This window comes from Bradyrhizobium sp. McL0616, assembly GCF_049993385.1.
Classification (GTDB): Bacteria; Pseudomonadota; Alphaproteobacteria; order Rhizobiales; family Xanthobacteraceae; genus Bradyrhizobium.
In genome coordinates this window covers 565,768-582,432 of sequence record NZ_CP188255.1, presented here as the reverse complement: position 1 = coordinate 582,432, position 16,665 = coordinate 565,768, and the positions used below count along the sequence as shown (strand labels likewise).

At 63.8% G+C, this 16,665-nt stretch carries 14 protein-coding genes and 1 pseudogene; 10 read left to right on the top strand and 5 right to left on the bottom strand.

Annotated features, from left to right (window positions below):
* Positions 1-27: 27 nt before the first annotated feature.
* From ACPPVR_RS02745 to ACPPVR_RS02735, 3 genes and pseudogenes are all read left to right on the top strand, one after another.
* The gene (locus ACPPVR_RS02745) at positions 28-2,691 is read left to right on the top strand and encodes a bifunctional diguanylate cyclase/phosphodiesterase (protein WP_426612759.1); all 2,664 of its coding nucleotides are present in this window, start codon (positions 28-30) and stop codon (positions 2,689-2,691) included.
* A gap of 57 nt (positions 2,692-2,748) precedes the next feature.
* Entirely contained in the window at positions 2,749-3,033 is a 285-nt protein-coding gene (locus ACPPVR_RS02740; protein WP_426612758.1) for a hypothetical protein, read from the top strand.
* A 181-nt stretch (positions 3,034-3,214) separates the two neighbouring features.
* Positions 3,215-4,911 (top strand): annotated as a pseudogene (locus tag ACPPVR_RS02735) (GMC family oxidoreductase).
* Between the two features lie 43 nt (positions 4,912-4,954).
* Here ACPPVR_RS02735 and ACPPVR_RS02730 read toward each other — a convergent pair.
* The gene (locus ACPPVR_RS02730) at positions 4,955-5,911 is read right to left on the bottom strand and encodes a hypothetical protein (protein ID WP_426612757.1); all 957 of its coding nucleotides are present in this window, start codon (positions 5,909-5,911) and stop codon (positions 4,955-4,957) included.
* A 45-nt stretch (positions 5,912-5,956) separates the two neighbouring features.
* On the bottom strand, positions 5,957-7,216 hold the full coding sequence (locus tag ACPPVR_RS02725; protein WP_426616312.1) for an MBL fold metallo-hydrolase: 1,260 nt from the start codon (positions 7,214-7,216) through the stop codon (positions 5,957-5,959).
* Positions 7,217-7,444: 228 nt separating this feature from the next.
* Between ACPPVR_RS02725 and ACPPVR_RS02720 the strand changes: the two genes are divergently transcribed.
* Complete coding sequence (locus tag ACPPVR_RS02720; protein WP_426612756.1) at positions 7,445-8,146, top strand: metallophosphoesterase family protein; 702 nt, start codon at positions 7,445-7,447, stop codon at positions 8,144-8,146.
* Between the two features lie 206 nt (positions 8,147-8,352).
* Here ACPPVR_RS02720 and ACPPVR_RS02715 read toward each other — a convergent pair whose 3' ends face one another.
* Both ACPPVR_RS02715 and ACPPVR_RS02710 read right to left on the bottom strand, forming a co-directional pair.
* A complete protein-coding gene (locus tag ACPPVR_RS02715; RefSeq protein WP_426612755.1) occupies positions 8,353-8,475 on the bottom strand; it encodes a hypothetical protein in 123 nt (40 codons plus the stop codon).
* Positions 8,476-8,601: 126 nt separating this feature from the next.
* Positions 8,602-8,910, bottom strand: a complete 309-nt coding sequence (locus ACPPVR_RS02710) for a hypothetical protein (protein WP_426612754.1) — start codon at positions 8,908-8,910, stop codon at positions 8,602-8,604.
* Positions 8,911-8,938: 28 nt separating this feature from the next.
* On the opposite strand from ACPPVR_RS02710, the gene ACPPVR_RS02705 reads away from it, so the two are divergent.
* From ACPPVR_RS02705 to ACPPVR_RS02695, 3 genes are all read left to right on the top strand, one after another.
* Positions 8,939-9,076: a hypothetical protein gene (locus tag ACPPVR_RS02705; protein WP_426612753.1), complete on the top strand. Its 138-nt coding sequence runs from the start codon at positions 8,939-8,941 to the stop codon at positions 9,074-9,076.
* Positions 9,077-9,192: 116 nt separating this feature from the next.
* Positions 9,193-10,320, top strand: coding sequence for a lactonase family protein (locus ACPPVR_RS02700; protein WP_426612752.1), 1,128 nt, complete (start codon positions 9,193-9,195; stop codon positions 10,318-10,320).
* Between the two features lie 181 nt (positions 10,321-10,501).
* Complete coding sequence (locus ACPPVR_RS02695; protein ID WP_426612751.1) at positions 10,502-11,386, top strand: efflux RND transporter periplasmic adaptor subunit; 885 nt, start codon at positions 10,502-10,504, stop codon at positions 11,384-11,386.
* A gap of 42 nt (positions 11,387-11,428) precedes the next feature.
* Here the strand turns inward: ACPPVR_RS02695 and ACPPVR_RS02690 are convergent, their stop codons facing one another.
* A complete protein-coding gene (locus tag ACPPVR_RS02690) occupies positions 11,429-12,277 on the bottom strand; it encodes a caspase family protein (protein ID WP_426612750.1) in 849 nt (282 codons plus the stop codon).
* A 422-nt stretch (positions 12,278-12,699) separates the two neighbouring features.
* Here ACPPVR_RS02690 and ACPPVR_RS02685 point away from each other — a divergent pair, with 422 nt between their 5' ends.
* The 3 genes from ACPPVR_RS02685 to ACPPVR_RS02675 all read left to right on the top strand — a co-directional run bounded on the left by ACPPVR_RS02685 (position 12,700) and on the right by ACPPVR_RS02675 (position 16,619).
* Complete coding sequence (locus ACPPVR_RS02685) at positions 12,700-14,427, top strand: hypothetical protein (RefSeq protein ID WP_426612749.1); 1,728 nt, start codon at positions 12,700-12,702, stop codon at positions 14,425-14,427.
* A gap of 158 nt (positions 14,428-14,585) precedes the next feature.
* Positions 14,586-15,326 (top strand): thermonuclease family protein, encoded by a 741-nt coding sequence (locus ACPPVR_RS02680; RefSeq protein ID WP_426612748.1) that lies wholly within the window; start codon positions 14,586-14,588, stop codon positions 15,324-15,326.
* A gap of 105 nt (positions 15,327-15,431) precedes the next feature.
* Complete coding sequence (locus ACPPVR_RS02675) at positions 15,432-16,619, top strand: pyridoxal-phosphate-dependent aminotransferase family protein (protein ID WP_426612747.1); 1,188 nt, start codon at positions 15,432-15,434, stop codon at positions 16,617-16,619.
* Positions 16,620-16,665: the final 46 nt, after the last annotated feature.

The following is a 16,665-nucleotide window of genomic DNA, read 5'->3' as shown; positions in this document are numbered from 1 at the left end:
GCATCTTGCATCCCACGGGAGGACGGGATGGGCGCATCAATTCGATGGACCGTGCGGATGCGCGCGTTGCTCCGCCGTTGGCAGGGCGCGCCGCTGACGTGGCTGATTGTCGGCGGCTTCGTGCTGATGGCCGCAACCGCCATCGGCACCGGGCTCACCGTCGACCGCTTCCGCCAGAATGCGATCGAGAGCGGCCGCGACAGCCTCGAGAGCGCGGTGCGGATGCTCGTCCGCCATTTCGACCGCGAGTTCGAGGATTTTGCGGTGCTCCAGAAGAGCATCATCGCCGAACTCGAGAGCCATGGCATCGATTCCGCCGACGTGTTCCGCAGCGAGATGGCGACGCTCGCCATGCACGAGGTGCTGCGCACCAAGGCGAGCGGCTGGTCCGACGTCGCCGGCGCCAATGTGTTCGATTCCCGTGGCGTGCTGATCAATTCGTCGAAGCGGTGGCCGGTCGCCGATATCTCGGTTTCCGACCGCGGCTATTTCAATCGTCTGAAGAACGACCCGGCTTCGCAGGAGGATATCGAGGTCGTGCCCGGCCGGTTCGGCAGGGGTCCGGCGATCGTGCTCGCCCGGCGCGTGTCCGGCCCGCACGGCGAATTCCTCGGTCTGGTGTCGCGCGCGATCGCGCCCGACCAGGTCGAATCTTTCTTCGCCTCGACCGGACTGGGCGAGGACTCCTCGATCGCCATGCACCACCAGAACGGCCAGCTGCTCGCGCGCATTCCGCATGTCGACACGATGATCGGGCAGAATTACCGCACCGGCTCGCCCGAGCAGATGTCCGTGTTCGAACGGACCTTCGTCACGACGCAGCTTGCCAGCCCGATAGACGGCAAGGACCGCATCGTCGCCTCGCGCATGCTGACCGGCGAGCCGCTGGTCATCGTCGCGACCAAATCGCTGGACGCGACGCTTGCCACCTGGCGTACGCAAACCAAATTCTTCGTCACCGTGGCCGTGCTGTCGATCGGTCTGCTCGTGCTGACACTGGTCCTGATCTTCCGCCAGGTGACGCGCCGGCTCTCGGTGGAGAAGCAGCGCCTCGATACCGCGATGAACACGATGACGCAGGGCCTCCTGATGTTCGACCAGGACGAGCGGCTCATCGTCTGCAACCGCCGCTACATCGAGATGTACCGGCTGTCGACCGAATTGGTGAAACCCGGCGCCTATTTCCGCGACGTGATCCAGCACCGCCACGACACCGGCTCGTTCGAAGGCGATGTCGACACCTATTGCGACAGCATCCTGAGCAGCGTCGGGCGGACCCAGAGCGCCATCGTGGAGACGGCCGATGGCCGCCTGATCGAAATCAAGAACCAGCCCGCCGCCGCCGGCGGCTGGCTCGCCACCCACGACGACGTCACCGAGCGCATCCGCGCCGACGAGCGCATCGCGCATATGGCGCATTACGACGCGCTGACCGACCTGCCCAACCGCGTGCTGATGCGCGGGCATCTGGAGCGGCGCGTGGCGGAGCTTGCCCAGGGCCATCCGTTTGCGATCCTCTATATCGACGTCGACGAGTTCAAGGGCGTCAACGACTCGCTCGGCCATGAGGTCGGCGACGAGCTGTTGCGCCAGGTCGCGAACCGCCTGCGCGCCTGCGTCAGCGGCAACGATCTCGTGGCGCGGCTCGGCGGCGACGAATTCGCGATCATCAAGGCCGGGACCTGCGACAAGGCCGAGCTGACCGCGCTCGCCGACCAGATCCTGACGACGCTGCGCATGCCGGTGGACTGCAAGGGCCAGGAGATTGCGACCGATGCCAGCATCGGCATCGCGATCGCGCCGGACCACGGCGACAATCTCGACGATCTGCTCAAGCGCGCGGATCTTGCGATGTATGCGGCGAAATCCGAAGGCCGCGGCACCTTCCGCATCTTCGTGCCCGAATACGACGCCAAGGCCAGGCTGCGCCGCCAGCTCGAGCTCGATTTGCGGCAGGCGCTCGCCCGCGGCGAGTTCGAGGTGCATTACCAGCCGCTGGTCGACCTTGCGGCCAATGTGGTCACCGGGTGCGAGGCGCTGCTGCGCTGGCGCCATCCCGAGCGCGGCATGGTCTCGCCGGTCGACTTCATTCCGGTCGCGGAAGACACCGGCCAGATCAGCGAGATCGGCGAATGGGTCTTGCGGCAGGCCTGCACCGAGGCGGCGTCCTGGCCCGGCGATATCCACATCGCGGTCAACGTCTCGCCGGTGCAGTTCCGCTCCAAGACGCTGGCGCTGAAAGTTGCGGCCGCGCTGGCCGAGTCAGGTCTCGCACCGGGACGGCTCGAGCTCGAGATCACCGAAACCGTACTGATCCGCGACGACGAGGAGGCGCTGACGATCCTCCAGCAGCTACGCGAGCTCGGCGTGCGCATCGCGCTCGACGATTTCGGCACCGGTTATTCATCGCTGAGCTACCTGCACCGCTTCCCCTTCGACAAGATCAAGATCGACCGCAGCTTCATCAGCGACATCGGCGAGCCCGAGGACTCTTCGCCGATCGTGCAGGCGGTGGTGCACATGGCGGCCGCCCGCCACATGGCGACGACCGCGGAAGGCGTCGAGACCGAGGCGCAGCGCGACGTGCTGCGAAAACTCGGGTGCAGCCAGATGCAGGGCTGGCTGTTCAGCCCGGCCGTGCCCGCGGCGAAGTTGAGGCAGTTGCTGTCGAAGCAGGCTGCGGCGGCCTGAGACTTTTCCTCCACCCTACGGACCTTCAACGCTTGCTCCGCACCTTGCATTCGCGCAATGGCTCCATATTTCATCGGCATGATGAAGCTCACACTCGTTCAGGACCAGGCGATACAGGCGCTCATGGCAGGCGCTGTTGGCGCCGAGACATTCGATCGCCTCTTCGCAGGGATCCGTTTCGACAAGATCGACGGCACGATGCTCTACGCGCTCGCCAGGGATGAAGAGATCGCCTCCGATATCGAGGACGGCTATTCGCTCTACATCGCGTCTGTCGCATCGCGGGTCCTGAAGCGACAGGTCGATATCGTCGTCGTGATGCCGAAGGTGCTGCTGCAATAGTGAGGGAAGGATGCCGCCCCGCCCCGGGGGTAAGGTGGGTTACGCCTTGCTCTGTCGGATGGTGCGCGCGTTAGAGTGTGATCGCCTACCCCACCCTACGGTCCCCAACGAAAGCGGCGACGTGACCTCGCTATAAATCCGCGCTACGCTCTTGCTACAAAAACAAGAGGAAGAGCCAATCGTGTACGACTTCATTATCGTGGGCGGCGGCTCGGCAGGGTCCGTGCTGGCCCACCGGCTCTCCGCGAAGAGTGCCAACAAGGTCCTGCTGTGCGAAGCCGGACAGGACACGCCCCCCGGCAACGAGCGGCCGAAATCCGGGACAGCTATCCGGGCACCGCCTATTTCGATCCGCGCTTCCACTGGACGGAATTGAAGGTCACGACGCAGGTCGTCAGCCACAACAATCCGAATGAAGCGCGTCCTCCCTTGCGCAAATACGAGCAGGCGCGCGTGCTGGGCGGCGGCTCCTCGATCAACGGCCAGATGGCCAACCGCGGCGCACCGACCGACTACGATGAATGGGACGCGCGGGGCGCCACGGGCTGGACCTGGAACGACGTGCTGCCGTTTTTCAAGAAGGTCGAGCGCGACCTCGATTTCGACGGACCGTTCCACGGCAAGGACGGCAGGATCCCGGTCCGCCGCATCCCGCGGGAGCACTGGACCAAGCATTCGCAGGCCTTTGCCCACGCCTTCCAGCAGGCCGGCCATCAATTCTTAGCCGACCAGAATGGCGAGTTCGTCGACGGTTATTTCCCGGTGACGCATTCCAACCAGGCCGAGCAACGCGTTTCGGCGGCGATGGGCTATCTCGATCGCGACACGCGCAAGCGCACCAATCTCACGATCTCCACCAACACGCAGGTTCGAGAACTGCTGTTCGAAGGCACGCAATGCGTCGGCGTGAAGGCCGTTGTGGACGGACGGGAGCAGGAATTCCGGGGTCGCGAGATCATTCTCTCCAGCGGCGCGATCCACTCGCCGGCGCATCTGCTGCGCGCCGGCATCGGTCCGGTCGGCCACCTCAAGGATTTGGGGATTCCGGTGCTGACGGGACTGCAAGGCGTCGGCCAGCGCCTGATGGATCATCCCTCGATCTCGCTGTCGTCCTTTGTCCGCCGCGGCGCGCGCATGAACGAGCATACCAGGCGGCACATGCAGCTTGGCCTGCGTTATTCGTCGGGGCTCGCGGGCGTGCCGAAGGGCGACATGTTCGTCGTCTTGCTCAGCAAATCGGCCTGGCACGCGGTCGGCGAGCAGATCGGTTCGCTGCTGACGTTCGTCAACAAGACCTATTCCGAAACCGGGCAAGTCAAGCTTGCCTCGCGCGATCCCACGGCCGAGCCGATCGTCGAGTTCAATCTGTTGTCCGACCGCCGCGACCTCGATCGCCTGATGAGCGGCTTCCGCAAGATGGCGGCCATTCAGATGAGTGACATCGTGAAGAAGGTGACCGACAAGCCGTTCCCGGCCGCCTACACCGACAAGGTCCGCAAGATCGGTGTGGTCAACAACACGAACAGGATACTGACCAAGATCGCGGCGACATTGATGGACGGGCCGGCGGTGCTGCGCCACTACATGATCGACAATTTCGTGGTGGAAGGTTTTACCTTCGATGACGTGATCAACGACGACGAAGCGCTGGAAGCCTTTGTGCGCAAGGCGACGATCGGCGTGTGGCACGCCTCCTGTTCATGCCGCATGGGCCGGGCGGACGATCCGATGGCGGTGGTCGACAACCAGGGCCGGGTCAAAGGCATCCAGGGTCTCCGCGTCGTCGACGCCTCGATCTTCCCGGTGGTTCCGTGCGCCAACACCAATTTTCCGGTGCTGATGTCGGCGGAGAAGATCGCGGCGGCGATGATGCAGTGAACCGAGGCGATGTCGCGACGGCAGCCAGTGCGGGTATCTGAGCCTAAGCTGTCGTCGCGAAGTTGAGCGGGCCTGCCGCACCGAGCTCCAGCAACGGCACACGGTCGCGCTCCGCTTCGAGCTTGGCGCGGTGCTCGGTCCAGGCGTGCTGGCCTTCATTGTGCACGATCAGCCGCGCGAGATTGGCGACCGAAAGATTTTCGTCTCTCGATTGCAGGATGGCCCGCCCAAGCGGGTGCGTCTGGCCGATGGCATCGGCAGCAGCTCGCAATCGGGAGAGCAATCGGGCCGCCTCTGCATATTGTTCGCTGATCCGAGCCAAGTGGCCCGGAACAGCCAGATAGTTTCGATAGATGCTCAATTGCCTGAGAACTTCCGGCATTTCATCGCGGACAAGCGCGGCACGACAACGCAACCGGCTGTCGTCGAAGAGCTTCACTTCGCCAAAAAAGACCGTGAGCTGTCCATTGACCCGTTCGATTGAGACCAGGTCCATGCGCGACGCGGTCTTGACATCGCCCCAGGCCGGCAAAGCCATTTCCAGATCGATGACGCCGTCATTTTCCGGAACGCTCAAGAGCTCATCGACAAACTCCTTCTCGTCCCCAGTATAGTCCTTGGCCGCATCGATCCACCCCTTCAGAGTCTGGATGCCTTCATAGGGCAGCTCTTGCCCGCCCGGGCGCGTCAGAGTGGAGCCGGCAAGCACGACATACTCCTGCCCGACTGTCCGCCTCTCGTCCTTGGGCAGAACGTATTTTGCGTGCACGGCCAGAATCGGCTGCTTTTGTCTGTTGAAGCCGACGCGGGCGACCGATTGTCCGAGCCGGTAGAAATTCAGATAATTGTTGCGAATGGCAAGTCGCAGCCCATGCGTGCCCGAGTCTTGTCCGCTTGGTCGCCACAGCGTCAGCAGATCATTCCACCAACCCTCCTGCCCAGAGTTGGTCAAGCGTTTCTCGAAACTATCGAGGTCGAATTTACGAACAAATGAACCCATTGCCTGCCTTTGCGATCCGGCGTTGATGATCCTGTGAGAGCGGTGCTACGGCTCGTTGCCAACCTCGATCCATTCGCCGTCATCCACCAGTTTCACATTTTCGAAGAGTCTTGGGAATCGATGGCGCTCGAAGGTATGGATCGGAACCAGCCATTTGGGCGCAACCGCTGCAGCAAGACGCTTCAAATCCCGCGGGCTCGCGTGCCCTGACGTATGAACGACCTCGAAAGGTATGCGACGGGCTTCACAAGCTGCTCTGAGCGCCGCGCCCGGAGTACCCTCCGCGAGATATCCGTCCCATTGCGACCAGAACAGGCTGGCCCCCGAAAGGGCATTGGCCCGATCGAGATCATCCATCATCCAGCCGCGAAACAGCATGACCGATCGCGACGCCTGCTCAGCCAATTGCTCGGGCCAAAGCCTGAATCCGCGGTAGGTGTCGACCAGCGGGGCAATTCCCCTCGCCTTCAGCTGCCGCCGCTGCCTTTCCGGAACGTAGACTGCAAGATTGGACCAGCCAGTCGAGGGCTTCGGAATGCTTTGTTGCCCGGTCGCTTTCAGGATTTCCGCCGCGTAGGCGTCGATGATGAGCGTTCGTCCGCTCCGCTTGGCCGCACGATAAGCCGTAACGACCCGATCGATGTTCTGCGCCGAACAGGCGACCAGCGCCATACCCGCGGTGTTCTTGAAGCGGTCGGCGAAAGTCAATTCCAGAGCATCTTCCGTCGGGAAGGTGCCGTCGTCCGACAGGCGGCCGAGACTCGACCCCTCCATCAGCATGATATCGATGTTGCGAGGCGGATTGTCGATCAGGGCTTCAAACAGGCTGCCCTTGCGACCGTGCGCCCGAAGGTCTCCGGAATAGAACAGGCGTTTGCCGTCCGCCTCGATCTCCATGGCATAGGCGTCGAAGCCTGAATGATCCACCAGGCGCGGCACGACGCTGAAAGGTCCGATTGTCATTCGCCTCGCGTGCTCGAGATAGTGAACCGCATCGAGCGCAATGGCCTCTGGAACGAAATCGGCAGCCGCCCGCATGATGCTTTCGGTCGCCCTCCCCATCACCAGCGGGATTTCGCGGCTGGCCTTTGGAATGAGACCCCAGTGATCCCGGTGCCCGTGCGACAGAATGATGGCCAATGGCCGGTCCTCGCCTCCACCCAACCCGCCGACATCGGGTAGCGGCGTCGACGCCAGATCGGATGCCGCAAGAGGGAGTCCGAGATCGAGAAGAATTCGCTTCCCTGCGCTTTCCAGCTCAACACACGTCCCGCCGATTTCGCGCGTTCCTCGGTGGATTTTCATCCGCACTGAGTGGACCCTCGTAGGTTTGAAGCAGAACTTTCGTCGCGGCCATGGGAGCCTGTAAGACTTGTGGGTCCCGCTGCCACGCATCCGCCTCTCACCAATCCTCGCTCCGAAGATTCAAACGACGCCCGAAGAAGTTTACTCATTATGGAATATTCCTAAAAAATATTTCTCTGGCATCAAGGGGCATTTCTTTGCCAAGTCTCCGGCTGCTCTGGAGATTGGGTGTTGGACGATTTCATCACATTTGCAATCGGGGATATTCATGGCTGCTTTGACAAGCTGGTCCGCCTTCTGGAGGCCTGCGATTCGATCAAAGCCGGACGGCAAGCTCGGTTTGTATTCGTTGGCGACTATGTTGACCGCGGGCCGGACGCAAGAAAGGTCCTCGATGTCCTGATCGACAGGCAGGAGCGCGAGACCGATCATGTCGTCTGCCTGCGCGGCAATCACGACGATATGCTGCTACGAGCCGCCGCAAGCGAGCGGACGGATGCTGACCTGGTCAATTGGTGGGCCAATGGCGGGGAGCAAACGCTCGATAGCTATGGTGTCGGAGATCCGTGCGAACTTCCAAAGGAACATCTTGCCTGGATCAGCGCGCTTCCGTTGACGTTCACGGATCGTGGCCGACTTTTCGTCCATGCCGGAATTCGACCCGGTGTACCGCTCGCGGATCAAACCAAGGATGATGTATTGTGGATTCGCGAGCCGTTCCTGTCGTCTCACGCCAGTCACGGGGCATTCGTCGTTCACGGGCACACTCCAACTGAATCCGGCTTGCCGGACTTGCGTCCAAACCGTCTCAACATCGACACTGGTGCCTGCTTTGGGGGAGCGCTCACGGCCGCATCGTTTACCGCTGACCGGCTCCTACCGACGCACTTCATCGACAGCGATGGGGACGCCTGGCCTGCGCGAAGCTGACGGCCAATACGGAGCTTGAACACTCGTCTCCCGGGCGAAGCGCAGCGTGCAACGATGCGCTGCGCGGCATCCGGGACACCGCAAGCGGAGCAGAATTGCGCTACGCCGCCCTGAGATCGCCGACAAAGCGGTCGACGTCGCGCTTGAGATCGTCCGACAGGCGCGCCAGCATCTTGGCCGAATCTAGCACCAGGCCGTGGGCAAGCTCATTTGCCCTGCCTGGCGGCCCGGATCTCGGCAAACTCGGCGTCCGGATGCGTCACGATGGTGGTGAACATGATGCCGCCGATGATGAGCGACCAGGCAGTGTCCCAATAAATCCAAAACACGTTGCCAGCCTCCGTTTTGGCGTCCTCCGCCCGCGAGACCGGGGTAACGGCGGGACGGGGCTGCCGTTCCCGAACGGTCATGCGGCGAGGACCAGCGGCCTGAGAATGAGCAGGCCAAGCGTAGCGCTATTTGGTGTTGGTCGGTGAGAATTTGCGATCGGTTTGGCCGGTGTGGCGCTTTGCCACGACATCTGCATCCCGCTGACCCTCTTTATCCTGCGGGGCTGGGCGCGGCGGCGGCTTGGGCTGGCCGGCCTGGCCGCCGTGCTTGCCGCCCATGTCGGGCTCACCTTCGAGATCGTTTTCGTGGGGCATGCGGGTCAATGCATTCACCCGGCAATGGTTCGCAATTTGCTTGGGCGTCGTTCGGTTGTGAACGAGTTCATAGGGTCGTCGCCGTTTGCAGTGCACGATGGCTCGCGCGTTCCGGCGCATTGAACATTCCACGGACGGATTTGGCCTGATGCGCAAACGACTTGTCGCCTGGACCATCCTGACCTCCGCCTTGCTGGCGGTCGCCGTGTGGACCGTGCTCGGGCCGCCCGACCATCCGTCCGGCCCGCATCTGCCCTCGCGCGACCTGACAGCTTCGGTGCGGTAGCAACCGATCTAATTTCGGTATCGATCAATCCCAATTGGAATTTGGTGCGACGGGGCGCCTGCCGCTATCCTCTGCCGCAAAACAACAATGCCGCACCGGCCTCAGGGAGGACACCCATGTTCAGATCGACACGCCACACCGCATCCGGCGCGCCACGCGCTGCCATCGCCACCACACTCTTTGCTGTCCTAGTCCTCATTTCCGGAGTCCGTGTCGGCATGGCCGAAACCTTCGCCTATGTCGGCAACGCCGACTCCAACGACATCAGCGTGTTCAAGCTGGCCGAGAGCGGCGAGATGACACCGGTGCAGACCGCCGCCATCCCGGGCGTCGAGAAGCCCGGATCCTCGACGCCGCTCGCGATCCCGCCCGACCGCCGCGTGCTGATCGCCGGAATCCGCTCGCAGCCCTTCGTTGCGGTCAGCTTCGCGATCGACCCCAAGACGGGTCTCCTCAGCCCTATCGGCAACGGCCCGCTCGCCGACAGCATGGCCAACATCGCAACCGACCGCACTGGCAAATTCCTGTTCAGCGCCTCCTATGGCGGCAACAAGGTCGCGCTGAATCCGCTGCTCGCCAACGGCATCGTCGGTGAGCCGAAGCAGGTGATCCCGACCGGGCTGAACGCCCACGCCTTCCTGCCCTCGCCCGACAACCGCTTCGTGTTCGCGACCAATCTCGGCTCCGACCAGGTGCTGGGCTTTGCGTTCGATGCCACCGCCGGCATGCTGACGCCGAACGATCCGCCGTCCCACAAGGTGCCGGACAAATCGGGGCCACGGCACTTCGTGTTCCATCCCAACGGCAAGTTCATCTATCTCATCCACGAGCTGAACGCTGACGTCGCGGCGTTTACCTATGAAGCCAAGAGCGGCGCCTGGGACGAGATCCAGCGCACCACCGCGCTCCCCGAAGGCTTCAACGGAAAACCCTGGGCCGCCGACATCCACATCACCCCGGATGGCCGCTTCCTCTACGCCTCCGAGCGCACCTCCAACACGCTCACCGCCTACAAGGTCGACGCGACCAGCGGCAAGCTGACCACGATCGGCAGCGTGCCGACCGAGAAGCAGCCGCGCGGCTTCAACATCGATCCCACGGGCCGCTATCTCGCCGCGGTCGGCGAGCTGTCCGACGGCATGAGTGTCTACGCCATCGACCAGGCCAGCGGCGCGCTCGGCAAGCTGAAATCCTATCCCACCGGCAAGAAGCCGAACTGGGTGGAGTTCGTGACCCTGCCGTGAGTGTCTTGCTTACCCTCCCTTGGAGGGTAAGAGCGGCGAACCTCTCGGCTTGCGCGGCGACTAATTCAACAGGCGGCATCGCGCCGCCTGCGCCGCTGCGGCATTCTCATCCGGCCAGCCCATGGCCCGCCGCAATCGCATCTGCTAACGATTGTGGCCTTGCGGCCAACCGGAATGACCGATGCGTCCATTGCCTGCGCGTTCCCTTTCCAAGAATCTCGTTGCCCTCGCCGGACTGTTGCTGCTGGCCCAGCCAGCCCTCGCCGCCGATGACGATGCCCCCAAGGGGCCGGCGGTGACGGTGCTGAAGGCGGCAAAGTCCTGCTTCTCCGACATCGTCGAGGCCACCGGCTCGATCATCGCGCGCGAGGAGACCTCGGTGCGGCCCGAACGTCCGGGGTTGAAGGTCACGGAGGTGCTGGCGGAAGCCGGCGAGACCACCACGGCGGGCCAGGTGCTGGCGCGGCTGGCGCTGCCCGAAGGCGGCACACTTCAGGTCACGGCACCGGTGGCCGGCGTCATCGCGACCTCGACCGCACAGATCGGTGGACTCGCGTCCGCCAAGGGCGAAGCGCTGTTCACGATCGTGGCGCGCAGCGAATATGATCTGGTCGGCCTGGTGGCGACCAACGATGTGAGGAAGCTCGCGGTCAACCAGCCGGCGACCGTGCGTATCGCCGGCATCGGCGATATCGACGGCAAGGTGCGCCGCATCGGCCCGACCGTCGAGCCGAACATCCAGCAGGGCATTGTCTATATCGGCATCTCGTCGCAGCGCCGGTTGCTGATCAATTCGAGCGGGCGGGCGCTGATCAAGACCGGGCAGAGCTGCAACGTCGCGGTCCCCCTGACCGCCGTGCAATATTCATCGGCCGGCACCGTGGTGCAGGTGATCCGCCGCAACCGGGTCGAGACCAAGCGTGTCGAAACCGGATTGATGTCGGGCGGCAATATCGAGGTCCGCGACGGCCTCAACGAAGGCGACATCGTCGTCGCCCGCGCTGGCGCGCTGCTGCGCGAAGGCGACCCAGTGCGCCCGGTGATGGCCACGGAAGCGGCGAAGTAGGCAGCTACGCTCGCAATGACGATGTGGATGCCGGCGAAAAAACTAGCCGCCGGCTTCGCTGAAGGGGACGTCTTCGAGCAGCGAGGAGGAGACGGCCGGGACCTGGTCGCCTTCGGAGGCGCGGGAGACGGCGACGCGGGTCTTGTTGAACGCGCTTTCGGCGCTGCCCTGCGCATTGAGGTTGGTCAGGAGCTCGCTGACCAGCGTGCTGTGCTCGCCCAAGCCGTCGTCGGCGACCTTGCCGGGCGAGGCGGAGGAGAGGATCAGCGCGTTGTCGGGCGTGCCGATCGGCGCGAGGCCGTGGCTGTAGGAGCGGAAGCGGCGCTCGTAAGGGTTACGGCGAGAGGCATCGACCACGACGAGCTTGGCCTTGGCGCCCTGCTCCTTCATCATGTCGAGCACGCCGTCGATGGAAACGCCCTGGCGGCGGACGTCGCTCTCTTTCCAGATCACGGCATCGACCGGCAGCATGTAGCTCTCGCGGCCGGCCTGCACGCCATAGCCGCCGAAGAATAGCATGACGACGGTGTCGCGCTTGATGCGGGACTTCAGGCGGCTGACGGCGCGGACCATGTCGTCCTTGCTGGCGTCTTCCACCATGTCGACGTCAAAGCCGTTCTTGCGCAAGGTCGAGGACAGCGCGCGGGCGTCGTTGATCGACTGCGTCAGCGGCGCGCTGGCGTCGGGATAATGACCATTGCCGATGACGAGCGCGAGCCGCGAGGTCTGGCCCAGCGAGCCCGTGACCTGGTCAGTCGAGACGGCCTTGGCGGCATCGAGCGAACGCATGTTCAGCGCAGCATGGGCGCCGATCGCCAGCGACACCGTGCCGATGAGGGCTGCGGCCACCGCGATCGTGCGTCGGGACATGTCGAGCTGCTTTACATTCATCTCGGTTCATTCCTGTCATTGCCAAAGACCAGCCAAGCGCGCGCACACAGGTTGAGTAGCGCGATAGCGGCTTTGGGTTTGAGGATTGGCCGGGGATGTGCCCCGGGATTGCGCGCAATTTGCGGCGCCGCAACAAACAAACCCTTAACCGGATATCGCCTCCGCGGCAATAGATTGTCCCAAATTTGAGCTAAGCGCCTGAAGATGTTAGTTAATTCTCCAAGCCCCAGTCCCGCTTTTTTTGCTCCCCCGTAGCCTTCCGGGACTCGATCATGCAGCCCTTGTGCCGGTTTTTTCCGTGACCATCATCACATTTGTATTTCCCGCGAATCCGGGTAGCTTTTTCAAAGACTTGCAGGGGGGGTGCGCAGATGGGAGCGTGCCGGCTGGCCCCCGGGCAAGGCCCCGCGACCAGGTATTTCATGAGCTTTCAATATTTCGCAGGTGCCGCGTGCCGGGCGCTGACGGCACGGAAAGACGGCCCCTCACTTTATGACGTCTGCGATCCCGTGTTGTCGGGCCAGGCCGGCGGCGATCCGCATCTGGCCAAATTCTACAAGACCGCGCTCGGCAATCCCGCCTTGCGGGTGCTGCTGCGCCGCGCCGGCCTGCCGGAATTGCGCGACGAAACGAAGCTGGCCCGGCTGCGCGAGGCGATCGCCCGCGCCCGCGACGATGCCGAGCCGGACTGGGCGGCGGTCAGCCAGCCCGTCGCCGATCTCGTCGACAGCATCGCGCTCGACCATCCCAAGCCATCGCCGGCCATGTTCATCGGCAAGCTGCCACAGCAGGCGCAGATCGACGGCGTGATCCGGGACTGCGCGCAGCATCTGCTGGGCTCGTACCGCAAGAACGACTTCCTGCCGACCTATGCCGCCTTCAACCTGATCGGCGATCCCGACTTCCGCGGGCGCGAGCTGATCATGGCGCTGACCGGCCTGAACGCGCGCGGCTACAAGAATTCGTCGCTGCTGTTCAATCTCGCCCGCGTCTTCATCGCGCGCACGCCGGCGCGCGCAGTCGTCAATCCGCCCTGGTCCGGAATTGCCGAGCCGATGTGGGAGCCGGTGCAGATCCGCCATCGCTCCGCCTATTACGATGCGTTCTTCATCGAGGCGCTGCTCGGCTATGTCGAGACCGGGCTTGCTTCGCCGGCGGACAAGAATGCGGCGGAGCGCGCCATCGCCGACATGGTCGATTTCTGCGTCAATACCAGCCGCGAGCAGGTCGAGGGCACCGACGGCGCGCGCTTTGACGTCATCACCGCGCTGGCGCCTTCGCCGCATCCGCGTTTTTCCCGTTTCTTCGCCCAGATCAAGCAGGACCTCGGCTTCGGCGTCTACGTGCCGGACTGCGACACCACGGCGTGCTCGATCTCCGCGGCGACGCAGGCCGGCTGCACCGATCCGATTCTCGACCAGCCGCTGTTGGATTTCTACGCCGGCTACCAGGTGCATGCCGGTGTCAACGAGCCGCGCGTCACGGTGCCGATCAACGACAATATCGACTATGAGGGCGGCGTTGCGACCTGGATCGACAACCTCAGGGGCGAGCGGCCCTACGGCAATGATCTCGACCCGACGCTCAATCTCGACATTCTCGAGGTGAGCTTCCGCAATCTCGCGCGCTGGAAAGTTTTGGAGACGCCGGCGCGGCTGGCGACAGTGCATCGGATCATCGGCTTCCAGAAGCGGCTGGCGGCCAGCGGCGCCTTCGCCAATCCACGCTCGCACATCTATTATTTGCCGGAGCTCTACAGCGCCTATTTCGGTCGCTGCTACGCAGCCTTCCTGGCGCTGCCGCTGGCGGCACAGGCCGCGATCGATCCCGACGGCGATTTCGATTTCATCCGCCACCGCGTGCTGTCCTACGTCAAGGGCGAGCTGATGGCCGGCGAGATGAACGCGTTCGACGCAGCCCTTGCGTTGATCGCGCTCGGCCATCTCGGCGCCGATCCGCGTGCCTTCGCGCCGGCGCTGAACGTCATCGTCGCAAGCTTGGGCGAAGGCGGCCGCCGCGGTCCGTTCCGCGCCTATGAATGGAACAAGATGAAGACGCCGACGCGGATTCTGGTCGGCGGGCCCGAGGTGACGTCGGCGTTCGTGCTGATGGGGCTGGCGGTGGCGAGGAAGGCGATGGCGCGAGGGTGATGCGCTCTCTCATCCTCCCCTTCCAGGGGAGGGTAAGCAAGGCACGCCGCAATGACGGGAAGTTGAAAGCCTATCTATCAGGCATATGCTGGTCGCGCGGCCCAAAGCCGACCACAATTGCGCGGCTTATCAAGGTGTTCCCAAACAACCGGACCGGCATGTTGCGAAAATTCCTGATTGCGCTGTCATTGCTTGCCATATCTTTGCCCGGCTTGCCGTCGCTGACGCAGGCTGCCGACATCACCGGCACCGCCAAGGTCCGCGACGGCGATTCCGTCCTGATCGGCAATACGCGGATCCGGCTCGGCGGCGTCGACGCGCCGTCGTCAGACCAGCTCTGCCTCAACACCAATGGCGAGCGCTGGACCTGCGGCATTGCGGCGCGCGACGAACTCGCCAAATACAGCGAGGGCAAGAACTGGGTCTGCCACGCCCGCGCGATCGACCGGCGCGGCCGCACCGTGGCGCGCTGCGAGGTTGGCGGCGAGGACATCCAGAAATGGCTGGTGCGCGGCGGCTGGGCGCTGTCCTACGCCCGCGTCTCCCACGACTACGATGCGGATGAGGCTGCCGCGCGTGAGGCAAAAGCCGGGATGTGGCAGGGCGCCTTCATCGCGCCCTGGGACTGGCGCGTGCGCAACAAGAAGACGACGATATTGGGCGCCACCAAGCCGCCGGACGGGACCCATTCGGTGCTACTCGCCTCCGCCTCCGGGCCGGTCGCGCCGTCGCCGGACTGCACCATCAAGGGCAACGTCAACACCGCCGGCGAGTGCATCTATCACACCCCGACCAGCCGCTGGTACACCCAGATCAAGATGAAGATCAGCAAGGGCACCCGCTGGTTCTGCTCGGTCGAGGAAGCCGAAGCCGCCGGCTGCCGGGAGACGAAGAGATAAGAGCCCCAGACCTGCGTTTTACGCGCTTTTCTTGAGGGCCGGCGGCGCGTAAAAGCGTGAGAGAGCAACCCTCCAGACCGTCATCACGACACAAGGAAGATAGCAATGACCGTTCGCGCGGGCCGGGAATTTCTGGCCATCCCCGGGCCCACCACGATGCCCGATGCGGTGCTGCAAGCGATGCATCGTCCGGCGATCGACATCTACTCCAAGCAGATGACCGATCTGACCGAGAGCCTGCTGAGCGACATCTCGAAGCTGTTTGCGACCAAGGGCAAATCCTACATCTACATCGCCAACGGCCACGGCGCCTGGGAAGCGGCGCTGAGCAACGTGCTGTCGCGCGGCGACAAGGTGCTGGTGCTGGAGAGCGGACGCTTTGCGATCGGTTGGGGTCATGCGGCTTCGCTGATGGGCGCCGAGGTCGAGGTGCTCAAGGGCGACTGGCGCCGCGCGGTGCGGCCGCACGAGGTCGAGGAGCGTCTGCGCCGCGACAAGGAGCACACCATCAAGGCCGTCGTCGTTGTCCAGGTCGATACGGCATCGGGCGTGCAGAACGACGTCGAGGCGATCGGCAAGGCGATCAAGGCGAGCGGCCATCCGGCTTTGTACATGGTCGACACTGTCGCCTCGCTCGGCTGCATGCCGTTCGAAATGGACAAATGGAACATCGACGTCGCGATGTCCGGCTCGCAGAAGGGCTTGATGACGCCGCCCGGCCTCGGCTTCGTCGCCGCCAACACGCGCGCGCTGGAAGCGCACAAGAAGGCGAATATGTCGACGCCCTACTGGAGCTGGAGCGAGCGCGAAGGCGCCGAGCATTATCGCAAATATGCCGGCACCGCGCCGGTGCATCTGTTGTTCGCGCTGCGCCAGGCGATCGACCTGTTGCACGAGGAAGGCCTGGAGAACGCCTTCCTCCGACACAGCTTGCTTGGCGAAGCCACGCGCCGCGCGGTCGGCGCTTGGTCGGAGGGCCAGGTGCTCGGCTTCAACATCGCCGAGGCCAATGAGCGCTCCAACACGGTCACCACCGTGACGATGAATAACGGCCATGATCCGGCGCTGCTGCAACGCTATTGCAAGGAGAAGTGCGGCGTCGTGCTCGGCAACGGTATCGGCGATCTCACCGGGCAGGCCTTCCGCATCGCCCATATGGGCCACGTCAACGCGCCGATGCTGCTCGGCACTCTCGGGGTGATCGAGGTCGGGCTGAATGCGCTGAAAATCCCGCATGGCAAGGGCGGGCTGGAAGCGGCGGTGGCGTATCTGGGTGAGCAGGTGGCGGTGTAGGGCGTACGCGCGCCTCACACTCCGTGTCGTCCCGGCCTATTGCCGC